The organism is Achromobacter sp. ACM04 (genome assembly GCF_014851465.1).
GTDB lineage: Bacteria > Pseudomonadota > Gammaproteobacteria > Burkholderiales > Burkholderiaceae_B > Achromobacter > Achromobacter aegrifaciens.
Window position 1 is genome coordinate 2269894 of record NZ_JACUZS010000001.1, and the last position, 17407, is coordinate 2287300.

Genomic DNA, 17407 nt, shown 5'->3' on the forward strand with positions numbered 1-17407 from the left:
TTGGACCATGCGGGGATGGAAAGGACAGGGGTCAGAGGCTTCATCATCAATACACCAGGCGGGGTTTGCCGCAATCCACGGAAATCAGCGCTACGTCGGTCTGGCCCACGCTCAGGCCCAGCACATTAAGCAGTTGCTGCAACGCCACGGACAACGAACTCAGCAAGGGATCCAGCAGCACCATGACGACCGACAGCACGCCGCCCACCTGCCCGCTGCCGTTCAAGGCCAGCGCGCCGACGGCGTTGACGCGGCACTGCCGGATCGCGTCCGGCACCAGCGCCAGCGCGCAGGTCACGTCGCTGAGGGGGGCCAACAAGAGCGAGTTCAGGATGCCGCCAACCAGTTGCAGCGTGCCGCCCAACACCCCCGTCAAGCCACCCGTGGTCAGACGCGCCCCGAGCTGGTCCATCGCCGTCTTGGACCACTGCATGTCGTTGACGACCTTGGAGATGGTCTTGCCGGCGTTGTTCTTGTCTCCGCCCACCAACTGCGTCGCCAGCTCTGTGCGTTGCGTTTCGGTCAGCGGGGTGCCGGTGTTGAACAAATCCCCCAGGATGCCCCCGATCAGCGCGTCCGTCAGGTTGGAGGCCAGCTTGGACAGGTCCACGTTGGTGGCATTGACGGTGGCGGTGGCGTTGGGCGATGGCGGCGCAGTGAGCGTCACCGACACGGGCGCCGAGGAACTGAACACCGGCAGCGTGAACCGGGCGGTAAGCGGCAATATGCCCAGTACGTTCAAGACCTGATGCCGTCCTATGGCGCCGAATGCGCTGGGCTCGCAGCGGTTCGTGAGCGACTGGAAATTCGCGGCGCTCGGGTCGGTGGCTGACGCCATGCCGGGGAAGCGGCCCAGACAGACGCTGGCCGCAGCCGACGTCACATCGATCATCGCCTGGTTCTCGGCCAGCGGCGCTTCGCACAGCTTGCGCAGCGTACCTGTGGATTGCGCCACGTCGATGATGATGGGCAGATCCACCTTGGTATTCAGGGTGTTGGCCAGCAAGGGCCCGACCAGCGGGATGTTGCTGGTGTTGACGCGCAGATACACGCGTATGCCGGCGCTGATGGCTTGCGCGCCGACACCGCCCACGCCCACGGCAGGCGGCTCGACGATGCGCACCCGGGCGTCCAGGCCCAGCAGCGGCACGCTCAGCCCCAGATTGATCAGGTTGCTGCCGTTGGCGATGGCCAGTCCGGTTTCCAGGATGTTCAGCGCGTTGACCTGGGCCTGCAAGGCAGCGGTGGGGTCGCCGCCCACCACGTTCAGATTCAGCACGCCGCCATCGCCGAACAGCTTCACAGGCAGGTTTAGCGGCATCAAGTCCAACACCGTGTTGATGGCTTCGCTCAACAATCCGACATCGGCGTTGGCGGTTCTCTGCTTGTCGATGACGCTCAGCGTGGCGCGCAAGAGCTGACCCAGGGTCAGGTTGCTCAGCGCCGTCAATTGCTCGGGCGTGCCCACGCCCGCAGCCACCGACAGCGGCAGGCCCAGCGCCTCCAGCAGGCCGGCCGGCGTAATGCCGACATTGGCCAGGCCGGCGGCGTCCAGCACGTCCAGTTGCGTGGGCGACGCCCCCACCGTGGCCAGCAGCTGCGACAGCAGGCCGCCGCGTTCCAGGCGCAATAGCCGCGACCCCACTGTGAAGGTCGCCACGGGTTGGGTGTTGGTCGCCACCGCCGCCACCGACGCCGTGACGCCGCCCACGCCAGGGATAAGATTGGCCAGTTGCTTGCGCGCCGCTACCCGCACTGCGTTATAGGCCTGCCCGCCCGCCGCGTCGAAGACGTGCATGCCGGAGGGATCGGACCGCGTCGGATCCCACACCTTGCATTCCACCGTGAAATCGGCGGCCGTGAACGCATCCAGGATGTTCGGCACATTGGCCAGGGCGGAAGCGCGGCCAGCGGCGGCGGCCCGGGCGCAATCCGCGCTGGAGCCCAGGCTCAGCACCTGGACGGCCGACAGCGCCGCCAGGTCCGCCGCCTTCTGCATTTCGCGCTTCATGTAGAAGCCGTAGCCAAGCTGCAGCACGCCGAGCAACACCACCCCCACCAGCACCGCGAAGACGACGGCGACGGTCATGCTGCCGCGTTGCCGCGACGGCGAGGAAGGATGTGGACGGCCGGCTGACATGCTCTTGCGACTCCATACCCGCATGCGGCGGGGAATACCAACGCCCGGAACCTATTGGACGTTGGGAATTTCCACATTCCGGTCGAACCACACGGGAATGGGATGCTTGAAGCTCTCCAGATAGCGGTTCCAGGCGGCGGTAGACACCGGCCCCAGCACGGGCAAGGCATTGCCAGCGCGCCGCCCGTCGGCCTGCGCCGCCAGCAGCCCGCGCGTCACGTCGCCAAAGCCTTCTTGCGCCGCAGGCGCGGCGGCGGGCGCCTGCGGCAGCGGAGTCTGCACCTGCTGCACCACGGCCCGCTCCGGCATGGCGGACACAGGTTCCGGCGCCGACACGGCGGCAGGCGCCTGAGCGGACGGCGCGCTGCCCGCGGCGCCCGACATGCTGCCCGTCAACGGCGCATTGGATTGCGCCAGGACGGCCGCGGGCGCCTGCGCCGCAAGCGCGCAGGCCACGATGAACAAGGCGTGCTGGGTCGAATGGGACATGGCAGTCTTCCTCAAAACGGGGTTAGCGCACGATGGGTCCGTTACCCAAGCCGTCCATCAAGGGGCTCATCAACGGCATGACGGCCTGTTCGCCGCTGGACACCCGGGTGGCAGGCGCATAGGAAGCGCCCGCCGCCGGGGCCAGCTGGCCCCGGATCTCGGCGGCCAGGCGCAGCACCTGTCCGCGCGCCTCTTCATTCAGTTGCGCCCGCTCCATCAGGCGCTGCGCCTTGAGCGGATCGCCCTCGACCAGCAGCAACACCGCCAGGTTCGCCAGCACCTTGCCGCTTTCCGGCGTCAATTCGGCCGCCTGCCCCAGCGGCACGCGCGCGCCCGCCGGGTCGCCCGCGCGCAGGCGCGCATAGCCCAGGTCGCCCAGGATGCGCGCGTCCATGGGAGCCAGCTTGGCTGCCCGCGAAAAATAATCGGCTGCCTGGTCGAACTGCCCGCGCGAACCGGCGATCAGACCCAGGCCGTGCCAGCCCTCGGCCGCCTGGTCGGTGGCGGTAAGCGCGCGATAGGCCTGTTCGCTCAGCGCCGCCTGCCCGGTCTGGCGCAGCGCCTCGGCGCGCAGCACGGCCACGCGCGCGTCGTTGCCGTACTTCTGCTGATAGCCGTCGATGTACGCGAGCGACGCGAAATAGCGTTCCTGGCGTTGCGCCTCGACGATCATGGACAGCATCATCTCGGGTTCCTTGGGCCGGCTCTTGCTCTGGGCCTCGTCCTCCTTCTGCCGCAACAGCGCCTGCTCCTGCTGCTGTTGCTGGATCAGTTGCCAGGCGGATTCCGCGTTGTTGGTCTTGCATCCGCTCAACCCCGCGCCCGCCGCCAACACCGTGACGACAAGCACGCAGCGCCATGCGCGCGAGCTGCTTTCCGTTGCGCCGTTCATTACATCCCCCCCATGCGCGACAAACCGCGCAACACCGCGATGAACCCAGCCCCGCCCGTCACGATCAACAGCGCGGGCAATAGCGTCACGATCATGACCCCGGTCATCTTGACCGTGGTCTTGCCCACCTTCTCCTTCAGTTCCAGGCGCCGCTTGTCGCGCAGGCGTTCGCCGAAGCGGTTCAAGGGCTCCTGCACCGCGCCGCCGTGCTGGTCCACCTGCGCGATCAGGCGGCAGATGGCGGACAGGTCGTCGTTGTCGAAGCCCGTGGCCATCCTGGCCAGCGATTGTTCGCGCGTGCGGCCACGCACATAGAGCTCGGACGCCAGCCGCAATTCGAATGACAGCACCGGCAGCACCTGGCCGAACTCCTTGACCAGCACCTGCAGGCTCTGGTCGATCGACAGGCCCACGCCCTGCAACAGGCGCAGCAGGTCAATCAGCAAGGGCAACTCATCGGCCGCTTGCCTGCGACGGCGCGCCAGGCGCCGCTGCACGATCCATTTGGGCAGCATGTAGCCGACAGCGAAAGCCATGAAGGCCACGACGAAAGCCCCCAGCGGCATATCCGGAAGATGCTTGTGCCAGTCCAGCATGACCGCCGCCACGGGCAGCAGGATCGCCAGGCCAAGCCGGATCAGGACAAAGCGCGAACGCGCGGTGCCGGGGTTGGCATAGCCGGCCATGTCCACCAGCTTGCGGTCCTCGGCGGCCAGCAGCGCATCGGCCAGCCGGCCTTCGCTCAGGCGCTTGCCGAACGTGTCGGCCGCCCGCGCGGCCGCCGCCAGCCTGCCCTGCCCGCCTTCGCTGCGCGCGGCCGCCGACGCCCTCGCGCCGTCGCGCGCGGCCAGCGCCTGATCCACCACCTGGCGACTGCGGCCCTGGCTGCGCAGGCGCCGCGCCATGCCCAGGCCCAGCACCACCAGGCCAGCCGCCACCAGCATCAGCGCCATCGCCAGCACGGTGGAAGCATTCCAGGATTGCAGGATTTGCATGGCGCCCCTCCGGTCAAATGGCCTTGGCCATGCGATAGAGCCAATAGCAGCCGCCGATCTGCAGGCAGACCGCGGTCAGCAGCATCCTGAAGCCCTGCGGGTCCTGCCACAGGCCCATGAACAAGTTGTTGTTGGCGACGATGATGAAGCCCGCGATGCCCACCGGCAGCAAGGCCAGAATCCAGGCCGACAAGCGGACCTCGGCCGAACTGGCGGTCAGTTCATTTCGCGCCTGCGCCACGTCGCGCATGAAGGCCGCCATGCGTTCCAGCACCTGGTCGCTGCGGCCGCCGAAGCGCAGGGCCAGCGACACCACCGCCGCCACCATGTACAGCTCCTTCAACCCATACAGGCGCGACACGTGCGCCAGGGCCGCGTCGAGCTCCTTGGAGCGGCTAAGGCCGGCCGCCGTCTCCACCACTTCGCGCAAAGGTTCGTCGGCAGCGGCGGCGGCCGTCTGGAACGCGGCGCCCATGCTGTTGCCGATGGTGAGCAGGCGCACGATGTTGTCCAGGAACGCGGGCAGCTGCGAGATCATGCGCCGCTGGCGCTTGTCCGCCTTCAACCACAGCAGGAAGTAGGCGAACACTGCCAGCAGCAGCAGGGTCACCGCGCCGGAAAGCGCCCCCAGGAATGTCCATGCCAGCGCCGCGCCGACCACAACGGGAAGCGCGATGCGCACATACAAGCCGGCGCTTTGCCGCAGGCCGGCCAGGCGCAGCAAGCGGTCCCAACCGGAAAACCCGCTGCGGAACTCACGTGTGTTCTCAGCGAAAGGCGCGTCGGCGGCGGCCTCGTCGCGGCCCCGCTGCAGCTGGCTCTCCAGAAAGGCGGAACTGGCCGCCCGGCGGGCGCTGCGGTCGGCATGGCGCCACAGCAGCACCGCTCCTATGGCCAGCACCACGGCCAGGCTCGCAAGCGCCAGGGCTTCCTGCATCAGCGCCTCCTGCTCCAGAATCCGCCACCCCCGCCATCGCGGTCGTCCGGCGGGTTGTCGCTGGCGCGCGCCTCGTTGCGCAGCTTGGCCAGCTTGGGCGTGTGAGGATGAATGCCCAGCCAGTTCCAGCGATCTTTCTCCTCGCCATCCTGCGTTGCGTAGGATTCGTGGCGATAGAGTTCCTGGGTGGAGATCACGTTGTCGCCCATGCCCGTGATCTCGGTCACCGACAGCACGCGGCGCTTGCCGTTGGACAGGCGGCCGATCTGCACGATGAAGTCCAGCGCGCTGGCGATCTGCCTGCGCAGGCTGTCCTCGCTGCCCTGGAATCCGGCGAAGCCGGCCAGCATCTCGATCCGGTACAGGCATTCGCGCGGAGAGTTCGCATGGATGGTCGCCATGGATCCCTCGTGTCCGGTGTTCATGGCCTGCAGCATGTCCATGACCTCGGCGCCGCGCACTTCGCCCACCACCACGCGGTCCGGCCGCATGCGCAGGCTGTTGCGGATCAGCTCGCGGATGCTGACGGCGCCGCTGCCGTCAAAGCCGCCCTGACGCGACTCCAGCCGCACCACGTGGGGATGGTTGAGCGACAGTTCGGCGGTGTCCTCCACCGTCACCACGCGTTCCGTTTCCGGAATGAAGAACGCCAGCGCGTTCAGCAGCGAAGTCTTGCCCGAACTGGTGCCGCCGGACACCAGGATGTTGCAGCGGTTCTTCACGGCCTCGTTCAGCAGCCGGTAGATCTCTTCATCGAAGCTGCCCAAGGTCAGCAGGTCCGCCGGCTTGAGCGGGTCCTGGCGGAACTTGCGGATCGACACCATGGGGCCGTCGACCGCCAATGGTTCGATCACCACGTTCAGGCGGCCGCCGTCGGGCAGGCGCGCGTCCACCATGGGGCTGGACTCGTCGAGCCGCCGGCCGATCGGCGCCAGGATGCGGCGCACGATGCGCAGCACATGCTGATTGTCGGTGAAGCGCAGCGTCTCGCGGGCCAGCACGCCGCGGCGCGAGACGAAGACATTGTCATAGCCGTTGATCAGGATGTCCTCCACGGCCGGGTCCGCCAGCAGATCCTCCAGGGGGCCCAGGCCGGCCAGTTCCTTGGTCAGCGCTTCGGCAATGGCGCGCATTTCCCCTTCGTTGATCGGCACCCGGCGCAGGCGTACGAAGCTCGCGACCTCGATGTCCACGAATTCCTGGATCGCCGACCTGGCCCAGCGGCCGAACTCCGCACCCAGCTCCTCGATGCGGGACAGCAGGTGCTCGTACGCCGCCGTCTTCACTTCCTGGTAGCGGTCCGACGCCGAAAAGCCTTTGTCGCCATCGCCGCCGAACTCTATCGTCGCTGTCATGATCATGTCGGATCCCGTAGCCGTCCGTCTGTCTGTCCGTCAACCGACCACCATGCGGCGGTGCACGCCGGGCAGCCAGGTGGCCAGCCAGCCTGCCCGCCCGCCAGGCGAGTTCTCTTCGGCGCACAGGCGTTCCGCCAGCGCCTGCACCGCGCGCACGTAGACATCGCGTTCGGCCTCTTCGTGCAGCAGATGGCCCCGGTTCGTGCACACCATCAAGGGCAGTGTGCGGTCCGGCAGCGTGCCCACCAGTTCCAGCTGGAAGCGTTCGGCGATCTGCTGCGCCGTCATGCCGTAGCGTTCGTCATAGCGGTTGACGATCAGGCCCAGGCTGCGCCGGTCCACGTGCTGCTGCTCCAGCTCCTGCAGTACGCCGGCCAGCGACACCAGCGCGCCGACGCTCTGGTCGGTCACGATCCAGTTCAGCTGCGAGGCGCGCGCCAACCCCGACACGAATTCGGGATTGCTGAAACCGCCCGCATCGGCCACCACGACCGAGAAGTGCTGGCGCATGCGCTCGAACACCAGCAGCGAATCCGACTGCGACACGTCACGCATCTGGCCCAGGTCTCGCGGCAGCGACAGCACGCTCAAGCCATTGGCCGTATGCGCCATGGCCGATCCCAGCAGCGTCGAGTCGAGGCGGCGCAGGTTGCGGGCCGCCTCGGCGAAATCGAAGTCACCGCCGATATTCAGATAGAGCTGGCAATCGCCCACGGGCCAGCCCAGGTCCATCAGCGCCACGCGGCTGGACAAGGGCAGCGGTTCGCCGGAAGGCTTGGCCGCCTTGGCTCCCAAGGCAGCGGCGCGCTGGCCGTGCGCAAGCTTCAGGCGGTCCTGCACCATGCCCGCCAGATGCACGGCCAGGGTGCTGGCGCCCACGCCCGGACGCGCGCCCAGCAGCACGACGCTGCGGCGCGTGCCGTCCATGCGGCCATCGGACGGCCGGTCGAGCAGGCGCAGCACCACTTCCTTGATTTCCTGCGGCGCAACCGAGGGATCGACAAAATCGCTGACGCCTGCCCGCAAGGCGGCGATCGCCCCTTCCGGCTGGCTCAGGAAGCCCACCGCCACGCGCGGCAACGTCGGCGCAATGCGGGCCAGCAAGCGCGCCAGTTCGGCGGACTTGAACAGTTTGCCGGGCTCGTCGTCGCTCAGGGTGAAGTCCAGGAACACCACCTGCGGCGCGATCTCCGTCAGGCGCCGCGCCAGTTCCTCTATGCGCGGCGATTCCTGGGTCAGCATCCCCAGGTCGCCCAAAGCCTGTCCCAACTGCGCCGCAACCGCGTTGCCCTGGGAGCAGAACAGGAACCGCGTGCCGTTTTGCAGGCCCACCCATTCGCTGGCATGTGTCTTCATATTGCTCACCGTGAAAAGCCCGGCATCTGCTGGCCGCCCACCGGGCCGGTCAGGTAATAGCCCCAAGCGTTGAATGCCGTGTCCGTCTGTTCCTGCTTGGCTCCCGGCAGCGGCAGGGCCACGCCGCGCGCGATGGGGCGCACCAGGCGCGGCGTCACGACGATGACCAGCTCGGTGTCCTCCTGGGAGTAATCAACGCTGCGAAAGAACGCGCCGATGATGGGCAGGTCGCCCAGCATGGGCACCTTGTTGACCATGGCCTTGGTCTGGCGCGATACCAGGCCGCTGATCACGAAGCTTTCGCCATCGCCCAGTTCCACCGTGGTATCAGCGCGGCGCGTACGCAACGCGGGAATGATGGTGCTGGTGTCCGCGCTGGTATTGATGGCGATGCCGTTGGTGTAGTCGAGTTCGCTGGCCTCGGGCGCGACCTTCAGCGAGATGCGGTCGCGCGAGAGCACGGTCGGCGTGACGGTCAGGCCGATGCCGAAGGGCTTGAAGGTCACATTGACCGTGCCCAGGCCGCCGGCCTGCGGAATCGGCAGCTCGCCGCCGGCCAGGAAACTGGCGCTCTGCCCTGTCAGGGCCACCAGGGTCGGCTCGGCCAGGACGCGCGCCATGCCATTGGTCTGCAGCAGGCGCAGCCGCGCCGCAAAGTTGTTGGAGTCGTAGAACAGCGAGAAACCCGAAGCCAGCGCGCCGCCCAGACTGGCGGGCATCGTGGAGCTGCCGCCGCTCCAGGGGCCGTTGCTGGCCGTGAAGCTGATGCCGGCCGCCTTCATCACCGAGCGCGACACTTCCACGACCTTCACTTCCACCTGCACCACGCCGCCGGCGCCTGCGGTGGACATGTCCACCACATTCTTTTCCCCGCCCACGGCGGATGCTGCCATGGTGGCTGACGCGATCTGCCCCAGCTGCGATTCGGCGTGGCCCGACACCACGGCATGGCCGTCGGCGATGTCCACGTTGGCGCCGCCGCCCAGGCCGCGGCTCGCCAACGCGCCCTGCACGCTGCCGCCGACGCGGACGTTCCATATCTGCGGCGCCGCGTTGTTGCCGGTCCAGACCTGCAATTGCGTGGTGCCGGGCTTCTTGCCATAGAGCAGTACTGAGCCCGCGCGCTTGCCGGAAGCGGGCAATACCTTCACGTCCGCCACATCCGGGTCGCCGATGGCGATGCGCGTGGGCGCGCCGCCATCCAGCATGAGGGTCTGCTGTCCCTTCACCGCCATCGAGATGTCGCGGGCCGGCGCATTCGCGCCTGCCGCGGGCGCTGCGGTCTGTGCCAGGCCTAGGGCGCCATGCATCATCGCTGCCGCGCCCGACAGCAGGCAAATCATGGTGGTGCGCTGATGTTTCTTCATAGTGCTGGACCCGATGATGGAATAAGTCCGGCTGCGGCCAGCGCCTGGTCCGCCCGCAGCCCCGTTCAATAGCGCACGCGCTCGGATTTCTCTCCTCGGATGATTTCGACAGTCCTGCCGCCGCCGGAACCCTGGGGCCGGCCGGCGGCGCGGGCGGCGGGCGCCAGCGCCGCGGCCGTCGTGCCGTCCAGTTGCACCAGGCTCTCGCCGGCATAGGCGCGGTTCGGTCCCGTCAGCAGCGATTCGCGCTGCGCAGGGGTCAAGTCGGCCCGCACCGGCAGCACCGTGCCGCGCTGGGCGAACAACTGCGCGTCGGGCATGCTGTCATCGCCCACCGGGCGCAAAGCCAACTGCAGGCGCCCGGCGCGGCTGGCCAGCATCAGCTCGTTGACGCGATCGACCGGCACGGCCAGCACCGCGGTACGCGCCGGCTGGCCGGGACCGCCCTGTTGCAGCGCCGACTTTTCGTCCGGCCCTTCCACCGTCGCCTTGCCATACGCCAGCACGCGCACCTGCGACTGCAGCAGGCGGGCCTGGCCGACGGCCACTTCGGCGCTTTTCTCGATCATGAAGAACACGTCCACCATGTCGCCGGGAACGATGCGATTGCCGCCGCCGATCACTTCGTCCACCGCGATGGCGACCGCGCGTTCGCCCGGTTTGAGCTGGCGCGCCAGGCCCTGCGTCAACAGGCTGGGCACTATCGGATCGCCTGCGGCGATGTCGACCTTCGTCACCGCGCCCTCCAGCGGCGCGACGTCGGCAAACCCGCCGGACAGTGCAACCTGCCACTGCGCCACCGTCAGCATTCTTGCGCTGTCGATGCGCGAACCGGCCGGAATCGGCTCTCGCGCCACCACCACCGGATGGAGTTTGAGCGGTTCCGCCGGCGTCGCCGCGACAGGCGCAGGCGCCACGCTGGCCGGGGGACTCGCGGGCGCCGAGGCCAGCCGCCAGGCCACGAAGGCCAGCACCAGGCCCGCCACCAGCAACATGCCCGCGATGATCTTGCTCAGACTGCTCATGGTGTCCCCTGCGATATCTGCACGACGGCCTGCGAATGCAATCTGTTGGGTATCCAGTTCCGGTTCGTGCCCGGCAACGCCGTGATCAGCCCTCGCACGGTCTCCAATAGCGGCCAGGACTGCGTGTTGTAGGTCATGGCGACGGTGGCGCAATCGGCTGGCCTGCCGCCCGCCCCAGTCCATGCACACGGCGCGCGCGTGGTGCTGCACAGCACCGCCGAGCCGGCGGAAAAGGTGCCCATCGCCGCCAGGCAGGCCGCCGCAGGCACATCGGCCTGACCACTGAAGCGGGCGTAGACCGCGGCGCGCGCGCCGTCGGCCGCGGCGGCGGCCAACTGCTGCTGCATCCAGAACAGCGCGCCGAATCCGACCACGCCGCAGATGAAGAGCAGCAGCAAGGTGAGCGTCAGCGAAAACTCCAACGCCGCGATGCCGCGCTGGCGCTTGCGTGAAGTCTGGCCGGCAGGGAGTTGCACGCAGGCTCGCATCTCAGCCTCCCCCGCCCAGGGCATTGCCCAGATGCACCGTGGCGCGCGCACTCAGCACGCTGGAGGCCGGCATCAACGCCGCCTGCAGCAGCGGCACCGAGGGGATGAGCGGATGGGCCCCATAGGCGTAGGACACGGTGACTTCGATCTGGTCCTGCGCCAACGGCATGCCGCTGCAGGCGCCGCCGGCCGCGCTGCTGAGCGCGCCCGCGCTGCCGCAGACCGCCACCTGGACCGGCGCGGCGGACATCGTGCTGATCCACTCCGCCTGGTACAGCGCGGAATCGCGGCCGGCGTCGGCTCGCGCCGTCAGCGACGCGGAACCCGCCTGCCACTGCAAGACCTTGCGCGCGCCATCCTGCGCGGCCAAGGTCACGGAATGCTGCGCGGCGACCACCAGGGAATATGTCAGGATCCCGTAAAACACCAGGAAGAACACCACGAATACCAAGGCGAACTCCACGGAATAAGAACCGCGATGCCGGCGGCGAGGCCCAGATACGCGGCATAGGGGATCTGCCGCGCCCGGTTGCTCAGCGCCCAGACCCGGGACACCGCCAGATACAGCAAGCCATGCAGGCCGGCCAGCACGCTGGCCAGCGCCAGCGTCACCATCAGCGGCGCGAAGCCCAGCAGCAGTCCGAGCACGGCGATGGCCTTGATATCCCCTGCTCCCATGAGACGCCTGCGCCACAAGGGCAGGAATGGCGCCGCGACCAAAAAGCCGGCCAGCGCCATCCACCATCCCGACCATCGCGGCGGATAGGCCCAGCCAGGCGCCAGCAAGGCCGCCAGCAGCCATAGCAATTGGCCCGCAAGTCCCGCGATGATCAGCCGGTTGGGGACGCGGCGATAGCGCAGATCGGCGTGGATCAGCGCCAGAATCCAGCATGTGAACAACAGCCACCACAGCACTACCCCTGGATACAAGGCTAAGACCTTCTGAAAAAACGAATGCGACAACGGGCGCGCCGGATCGGCGCGGACTCCTTCAATCAAGTGATGCGATGTTGCGGGCACGCGCCGCGGCGGCAAGCGACTCACCGCCGCCACGGCGCGAACGGGTTGCGGCTCAGGTCGGAGGCGGGGTGGTGGTACCGGTCTTGGCGTTGTCCAGCTTGGTGCCAAGTTCCTCGAACATGCCCTTCAAGGACCCGGTAAACGCCCCCACTGCGACAATGAGGGCGACCGCCACCATTCCCGCGATCAGCCCGTACTCCAGGGCGGTGATGCCGTCTTCGTCATTCCAGAACTGCGCAAGTGTCGCTTTCATGTCGAGCTCCATGGGTCTCGATTGATGACTGGGGCCGTTCTTCAACATTCTTCAAGAAGCAGGGCCCCCTAAAGCCTGGAACTGCCTGCGCGCCGCCGTGATTCCCGCGGCGCGCGTCCAGGGTCCAGCTAACCCGGCCCTGGCGTGGCTCCGGGCAATCTGTCCGGAGCCGCGCCAGGTGCCGATTCAATGATCGAGTCGATGCGCTGCGCCGTGCGCGCGCGAAAGCGTTCGGAAGCGCGCTGCAAATGCCAACGCATGAGGAACAAGGTGACGATCGAGAGCGCGAAAGCGATGTATGGCAGCTTGGCGCCGCCGATATGCAGGCCGACGGCGTCATTCTGGGTCGTGCAGATGACGGCGCCGGCGGCCGCGCCGGTGTAGTGCATGCCGCAAACCGCGATGGCCATCAAAACGGCTGCGCCGATGCGCTGGCGTTCATTCTGGGTATTGAAGGCAAGCCACAAGGCCGCGGTAGCCGCGATGACGGCGATCAGCACCGACAAAACCACCAGCGGCAGGTTCCAGAGCAATACCGCCGGCATGCGCGCCGCGCTCATGCCGACATAATGCATGGAGGCCACGCCAAACCCTGCGGCACAGCCACCGACCAGGCATCGGAGAAAGCTGAAACGTTCGCGGCCGACATACCAGAACGCCCAGCCGGAAAATCCTGCGGCAACCACGAAACTGAGTATCGTCAGGCCGACCTGGTAACCCACTTCAAACGGCAGGTTCTGCGCCAGCATGCCGATGAAATGCATGCTCCAGATACCCACGCCGCCCATCGCCACCGCGCCGATGACGATATAGCCGATGCGGATTTCGCCGTCCTGGGTTTCTGCCCGAATACCGGCTGCGGCCAGCAGGGCCACATACGAACCCAAGGCGGCGATCAGGAACGAAAGCGCCACCAGACCGCCATTGAATGAAAGCGGAACGATATCGCCCGGGCTCATGAATGCCCCGCTTGTGGCGAGCCATGACGGCAATACGCGGCCGTCAGGCAGTTGCAGCAATTCTTGCGGTAATCCCCAGCCATCTTGACCTCCGGGCGGGCCACACATTTTGCGTATTTTTGATACGTATCTTTAGTTTATATATTGCCAAATCATACACATCAGGGTTTTCACTGAATTTCGCTATATTGCGACATAAGATGTGTAACGAACGCTCCTAAGTTTTCGAAAACATTATTAAATCCGGCTGAACGGCGGTTATCTTGGCCCGAAAATAGTTTCCGCAACGGAAGAATATTCCGAAATAATGTCGACGCGATGAGCCGAGGGAGGCGGAATTTGAAATTAATTGTCATTCTGCCGGGATTGCTGGCACCATATGCGCACCGGCAAATGCAACTTTTTCCTAACACTGTTGCAGCCCTTTTCCATCCGATACTCGATCGGGATCAGCTATCCGTTCAGAAGCGCCAGCGGAAATGAGAGACGAAAAAGGCAAGAGACGCATGTTTCCGGCGAGTCCGATTTGCCTCGCCCTCTTGTGCATATTGGCGGCCAGCTCTCAGGCCAGGGCGGAAGGCCCGCTACGCGGCAACCCGGTGGACGCCATGCCGCGGCTGGAGCGTCCGCCCTCGGCAACGCAACCCCCGCCCTACGTCCAGACCGCAACGCCGGAACAACTGGCCTTGCAGGCCCGGCTGGCTCAACGCATCGTGCCGCGCAATTTCGACGTCAGCGGCGTGCGCGCCATTCCATTCGAGGAAGTGTCCGGATTGCTCAGCCCTCTGGCTGGCAAGGAAATCAGCCTGGGCGAGCTGGTCCAGGAAGTCGACAAGATCACGCAGCTCTACCGCGACAAGGGCTTTCCGCTTTCCTTCGCACTGCTGCAGAACCAGACCTTCGCCAACGGGCTGGTGGTAGTGACAGTGGTCGAGGGCTACATCGCCAACGTGCGGATCGAAGGCGACATCGGCAATGCGCAGGACCGGCTTGAAGCGCTGGCCGCGCCGATGCAGGAAGAAAGGCCGCTCAAGCAGGCCACGCTGGAACGTCAGTTGAACCTGATGCGCACCGTGCCCGGCGTCAAGTTCACGCCCAGCCTGGATTTGCCGCGCCGCGCGGACGGCGCGACCGAACTGGTGCTGGCGGCCAGCCGCCAGCCCGTCAGCCTGACCGGCGGCATCGCAGACCTGGGCACCGGCATGCAGCCCATCGTGAACCTGGCGACCAACAGCCTGACGCCCCTGGGCGAGCAAGTGAAGCTGACAGCCTCGGTGCCCTTCAATACCGATGACGTGAAGTACGTGTCGGGTGAAATCCGCGTGCCGATTGGTGCGGACGGCCTGGCGATCAAGATCGACGGCTACCACTACGACGCCCGGCCCCAGGACGACGCGATCGAAATGCTGGGCTTCGAACGCCGCGTGAAGAACGACCGCATCGGGGTTGGCGTGAGCTATCCATTCCTGTTGAACAACACCCGATCGCTGACGGGAACGCTGGGCGTATACGCGGCCAATTCGAAGGACCGGTACGAGGCACACAGCACCGACCGGTGGCTGCAGCAGGATGCGCAGGTGCGTGCGGCGACCGCCGAAATGCGCTACATCCAGGTGTCCGAGACCAAGGCCACCGACGTCACGTTGAGCGTGGCCAAGGGGTTCGACGCGGCGGGGGCAAAGAAGGACATCGCGACCAACTACGGTTATTCCGCCACCCCGCTGCTGGACCTGGACTTCACCCGCTACAACCTCAACGCCAGGCAGACCTTCGTGCTGCCCGCCCAGATCGGCCTGGTTTTCTCGGGTGCGGCGCAGTACTCCAGCAATATCCTGCCGTCGTCCGAACAGATCTCGTACGGTAGCTGGCGTTACGCCATGGGCTATCCGCAGGGCGACCAGAGCGGCGACAAGGGCGTCGGCGTATCGGCGGAAATCAATCGCCGCTTCGGCGTGGGCTGGGAATACCTTTCCAGCGTGCAGCCCTACGCCCTGGTCGACTACGCACGCACTTGGTACAACAACAAGGACCTGCAGACTTTGAACCAGCGGCACCTGTCTTCCGTGGCTCTCGGCTTGCGCTTTACCGACGACAAATACTATCTGTTCGATTTCAACGTGGCCAAGCCGGTGGGATCGGCCACCGTGAACGACAACCGCGACGTGCGCTTCAACGCCAACTATTCGCTGTTTTACGACGCGTTCTAGCCGTCCTGAACAGCGCGCCCGACAAGCCGATGAACGCCCGCCATGACGGGCGTTTTTTCTTGGGTGACGCCACCGGCGTTACGTAACGCCCGCCGTAACGTTACGTCGAATGGGCGGCTTTCCGTAACATTCGCAGGCTCCTGGCGATCGCAAAAGTGAGGATTTTCCAGATTTAAGGAAAACCCTTAATCACCGCCATATCCCATTGATAATGAAGCGATTTATTTTCTCAGAATTTACCGAAGCAGGCGTCTTGAAGCGGGTCTGAAAAATCTTGGCATGGTTTGTGCATGAGGAAGCGTATCGGGTTGTTTCGACGCCTGACTCTTCCAACCAAAGGAGCTCGCCATGCATACCCATTCCGACACGCGCCGCCTGCAACGCGTCCTGACCGCCACCGTCCTTGCCACCGCGCTGGTAAGCGCCCTGGCCGCCTGCGGCGGTGGCGGCGGCGGAAAGAAAACCGCGGGCCTGCCCGGGACGGACATTCCGACCAATCCTGGCGGTGGCGGCCTGGATCCCGGCGGCGGTCTGAACCCCGGCGGCGGTACCAACCCTGGCGGCGGCACCGACCCGGGCGGTGGTACCAATCCCGGTGGCGGGACCAACCCCGGCGGCGGGACCAACCCCGGCGGCACTGACCCCGGAGGCGGCACCGATCCTGGCGGCGGCACCAACCCGCCGCGCGTGAGCGGCCTGCTGGAAACCACGTTGGGCAATACCGGCGCGGCGCTCGACAACACCCTGCCCCTCAATCTGGACACGACCTTGAGCGGCGTGGGCAAGGCGCTGGATCCCACGATCAAGCCGGTCGCCGACACCGTCGTCGGCCTGACCCAGCAGATCGGCGCGACTACCGGTCTGGGGCAGCCGGCCGACGGCATCGTCCGGCAGGTAGGCGGCCTGGTCAGCGACCTGGGCGGCAACGTCAAAGGCTCTGGACTGCCCGGGGGCCTGGGTGCCGGCGTGGGCGGCCTGGTGGATGGCCTGGGCAAGACCGTGGCCAGCACAGGCGGCCTGTTGAACGCGAATCCCAACAATCCGAATCCCCTGACGACCGTGCTGGGCAACGCCACCGGCGCGGTAGGCGCCTTGACCGGAGCGCTGTCGGGCCAGGGCGGCCTGTTGCAGCCCATCACCCAGGTGGTGGGCGGTGTGACCGGCGGGGTGCTTGGCGGCCCCACCACCCCGCTGCTCGAGCCCGCGCTGGGCAACGTCGGCAAGACGGTCGACAACGTGCTGCCGCTGGGCCTGCAGCCCGTGCTGGCCGGGGTGGGCGGCGCGCTCGATCCCACCGCCAGTCCGCTGGCCGGCAAGGTCACGGGCCTGACGCAGCAAGTGGGCGATGCAACCAAACTGGGCGCGCCAGTGGCCGGCCTGCTGACCAGTCTGGGTGGCACGGTCACGAATCTGGGCGGCGCGTTGCCGGGCGGCACGCCGGGCTTGAACGGCGTGCTGCAAGGACTTGGCGGCGCTGTCGCCAGCGCGGGCGGTTTGCTGCATGCCACGCCGGGCAACGCCAATCCGCTGGGTTCGACGCTGGCCAACGCCACGGGCGCGGTCGCCTCGCTCACCGGCGGTCTGGGCCTGGGCGGAGTAACGGGCGGCTTGACCGGCGGCGCCAACGGCACGGGTGGCCTGCTGGCGCCCGTGACGGGTCTGCTGGGTGGCGTAACCGGAGCCGTGGGCGGCGCGACTGGCGGCGCCAATGGTGGTCTGCTGGCTCCGGTGACAGGCCTGCTCGGCGGCGTGACCGGCGCCGTCGGCGGTACGGCCGGCGGTGCGGCGGGAGGCGCTGCTGGCGGCGGATTGCTGGGCGGACTGGTCGGCGGATTGACCGGAGCCGGCGGCGCCGCGGCGGGCGCAGGCGCGGGCGCCGCGGCCGGCACGAACGGCGGCGGCCTGCTGGGCGGATTGGTGG

The 17407-nt window shown here is 66.9% G+C and carries 16 protein-coding genes; 2 read left to right on the forward strand and 14 right to left on the reverse strand.

Features of this window, described 5'->3' with window-relative positions:
• Positions 1-46: 46 nt before the first annotated feature.
• The 14 genes from IB259_RS10555 to IB259_RS10620 all read right to left on the reverse strand — a co-directional run bounded on the left by IB259_RS10555 (position 47) and on the right by IB259_RS10620 (position 13279).
• Positions 47-2089, reverse strand: a complete 2043-nt coding sequence (locus IB259_RS10555; protein ID WP_192328787.1) for a pilus assembly protein TadG-related protein — start codon at positions 2087-2089, stop codon at positions 47-49.
• Positions 2090-2191: 102 nt separating this feature from the next.
• On the reverse strand, positions 2192-2629 hold the full coding sequence (locus IB259_RS10560) for a DUF3613 domain-containing protein (RefSeq protein WP_054453004.1): 438 nt from the start codon (positions 2627-2629) through the stop codon (positions 2192-2194).
• Between the two features lie 22 nt (positions 2630-2651).
• Positions 2652-3521, reverse strand: a complete 870-nt coding sequence (locus IB259_RS10565) for a tetratricopeptide repeat protein (RefSeq protein WP_054453006.1) — start codon at positions 3519-3521, stop codon at positions 2652-2654.
• The gene (locus tag IB259_RS10570) at positions 3521-4516 is read right to left on the reverse strand and encodes a type II secretion system F family protein (RefSeq protein WP_192328790.1); all 996 of its coding nucleotides are present in this window, start codon (positions 4514-4516) and stop codon (positions 3521-3523) included. Before IB259_RS10570 ends, IB259_RS10565 begins: the two co-directional genes overlap by 1 nt.
• Before the next feature lie 13 nt (positions 4517-4529).
• A complete protein-coding gene (locus IB259_RS10575; RefSeq protein ID WP_192328793.1) occupies positions 4530-5453 on the reverse strand; it encodes a type II secretion system F family protein in 924 nt (307 codons plus the stop codon).
• Positions 5453-6814, reverse strand: a complete 1362-nt coding sequence (locus IB259_RS10580; protein WP_054453013.1) for a CpaF family protein — start codon at positions 6812-6814, stop codon at positions 5453-5455. Before IB259_RS10580 ends, IB259_RS10575 begins: the two co-directional genes overlap by 1 nt.
• Before the next feature lie 33 nt (positions 6815-6847).
• Entirely contained in the window at positions 6848-8176 is a 1329-nt protein-coding gene (locus IB259_RS10585; protein WP_175164483.1) for a pilus assembly protein CpaE, read from the reverse strand.
• Positions 8173-9534, reverse strand: coding sequence for a type II and III secretion system protein family protein (locus IB259_RS10590; RefSeq protein ID WP_125471893.1), 1362 nt, complete (start codon positions 9532-9534; stop codon positions 8173-8175). The genes IB259_RS10585 and IB259_RS10590 overlap by 4 nt, the downstream gene beginning before the upstream one ends.
• Before the next feature lie 65 nt (positions 9535-9599).
• Positions 9600-10559 (reverse strand): Flp pilus assembly protein CpaB, encoded by a 960-nt coding sequence (cpaB, locus tag IB259_RS10595; RefSeq protein ID WP_054453017.1) that lies wholly within the window; start codon positions 10557-10559, stop codon positions 9600-9602.
• The gene (locus tag IB259_RS10600) at positions 10556-11035 is read right to left on the reverse strand and encodes a TadE/TadG family type IV pilus assembly protein (protein ID WP_244958701.1); all 480 of its coding nucleotides are present in this window, start codon (positions 11033-11035) and stop codon (positions 10556-10558) included. Before IB259_RS10600 ends, cpaB begins: the two co-directional genes overlap by 4 nt.
• Before the next feature lie 13 nt (positions 11036-11048).
• Positions 11049-11510, reverse strand: a complete 462-nt coding sequence (locus IB259_RS10605) for a TadE/TadG family type IV pilus assembly protein (RefSeq protein WP_082400878.1) — start codon at positions 11508-11510, stop codon at positions 11049-11051.
• Positions 11456-11977, reverse strand: a complete 522-nt coding sequence (locus tag IB259_RS10610) for a prepilin peptidase (protein WP_082400946.1) — start codon at positions 11975-11977, stop codon at positions 11456-11458. Before IB259_RS10610 ends, IB259_RS10605 begins: the two co-directional genes overlap by 55 nt.
• A 142-nt stretch (positions 11978-12119) precedes the next feature.
• Complete coding sequence (locus IB259_RS10615) at positions 12120-12320, reverse strand: Flp family type IVb pilin (RefSeq protein WP_054453678.1); 201 nt, start codon at positions 12318-12320, stop codon at positions 12120-12122.
• Positions 12321-12448: 128 nt separating this feature from the next.
• Positions 12449-13279 carry an MHYT domain-containing protein gene (locus IB259_RS10620; RefSeq protein ID WP_054453023.1) on the reverse strand — a complete coding sequence of 277 codons (831 nt, stop codon included), beginning with the start codon at positions 13277-13279 and terminating at the stop codon, positions 12449-12451.
• A 608-nt stretch (positions 13280-13887) separates the two neighbouring features.
• Here IB259_RS10620 and IB259_RS10625 point away from each other — a divergent pair.
• Together IB259_RS10625 and IB259_RS10630 are read left to right on the forward strand one after the other, a co-directional pair.
• The gene (locus IB259_RS10625; protein ID WP_370126546.1) at positions 13888-15486 is read left to right on the forward strand and encodes a ShlB/FhaC/HecB family hemolysin secretion/activation protein; all 1599 of its coding nucleotides are present in this window, start codon (positions 13888-13890) and stop codon (positions 15484-15486) included.
• 348 nt (positions 15487-15834) lie between these two features.
• Positions 15835-17407, forward strand: a 1573-nt coding sequence (locus IB259_RS10630) for a collagen-like triple helix repeat-containing protein (protein ID WP_192328798.1), incomplete at its 3' end; no start/stop codon positions are given.

What these genes read in the sequence shown, in the direction of transcription:
- cpaB (WP_054453017.1), bottom strand. Translation starts at nt 10,559, where the DNA reads ATGAGCAGTCTGAGCAAGATCATCGCGGGCATGTTGCTGGTGGCGGGC.
- IB259_RS10620 (WP_054453023.1), bottom strand. Translation starts at nt 13,279, where the DNA reads ATGAGCCCGGGCGATATCGTTCCGCTTTCATTCAATGGCGGTCTGGTG.
- IB259_RS10555 (WP_192328787.1), bottom strand. Translation starts at nt 2,089, where the DNA reads ATGACCGTCGCCGTCGTCTTCGCGGTGCTGGTGGGGGTGGTGTTGCTC.
- IB259_RS10560 (WP_054453004.1), bottom strand. Translation starts at nt 2,629, where the DNA reads ATGTCCCATTCGACCCAGCACGCCTTGTTCATCGTGGCCTGCGCGCTT.
- IB259_RS10590 (WP_125471893.1), bottom strand. Translation starts at nt 9,534, where the DNA reads ATGAAGAAACATCAGCGCACCACCATGATTTGCCTGCTGTCGGGCGCG.
- IB259_RS10615 (WP_054453678.1), bottom strand. Translation starts at nt 12,320, where the DNA reads ATGAAAGCGACACTTGCGCAGTTCTGGAATGACGAAGACGGCATCACC.
- IB259_RS10575 (WP_192328793.1), bottom strand. Translation starts at nt 5,453, where the DNA reads ATGCAGGAAGCCCTGGCGCTTGCGAGCCTGGCCGTGGTGCTGGCCATA.
- IB259_RS10625 (WP_370126546.1), top strand. Translation starts at nt 13,888, where the DNA reads ATGCCGCGGCTGGAGCGTCCGCCCTCGGCAACGCAACCCCCGCCCTAC.
- IB259_RS10580 (WP_054453013.1), bottom strand. Translation starts at nt 6,814, where the DNA reads ATGATCATGACAGCGACGATAGAGTTCGGCGGCGATGGCGACAAAGGC.
- IB259_RS10565 (WP_054453006.1), bottom strand. Translation starts at nt 3,521, where the DNA reads ATGAACGGCGCAACGGAAAGCAGCTCGCGCGCATGGCGCTGCGTGCTT.
- IB259_RS10570 (WP_192328790.1), bottom strand. Translation starts at nt 4,516, where the DNA reads ATGCAAATCCTGCAATCCTGGAATGCTTCCACCGTGCTGGCGATGGCG.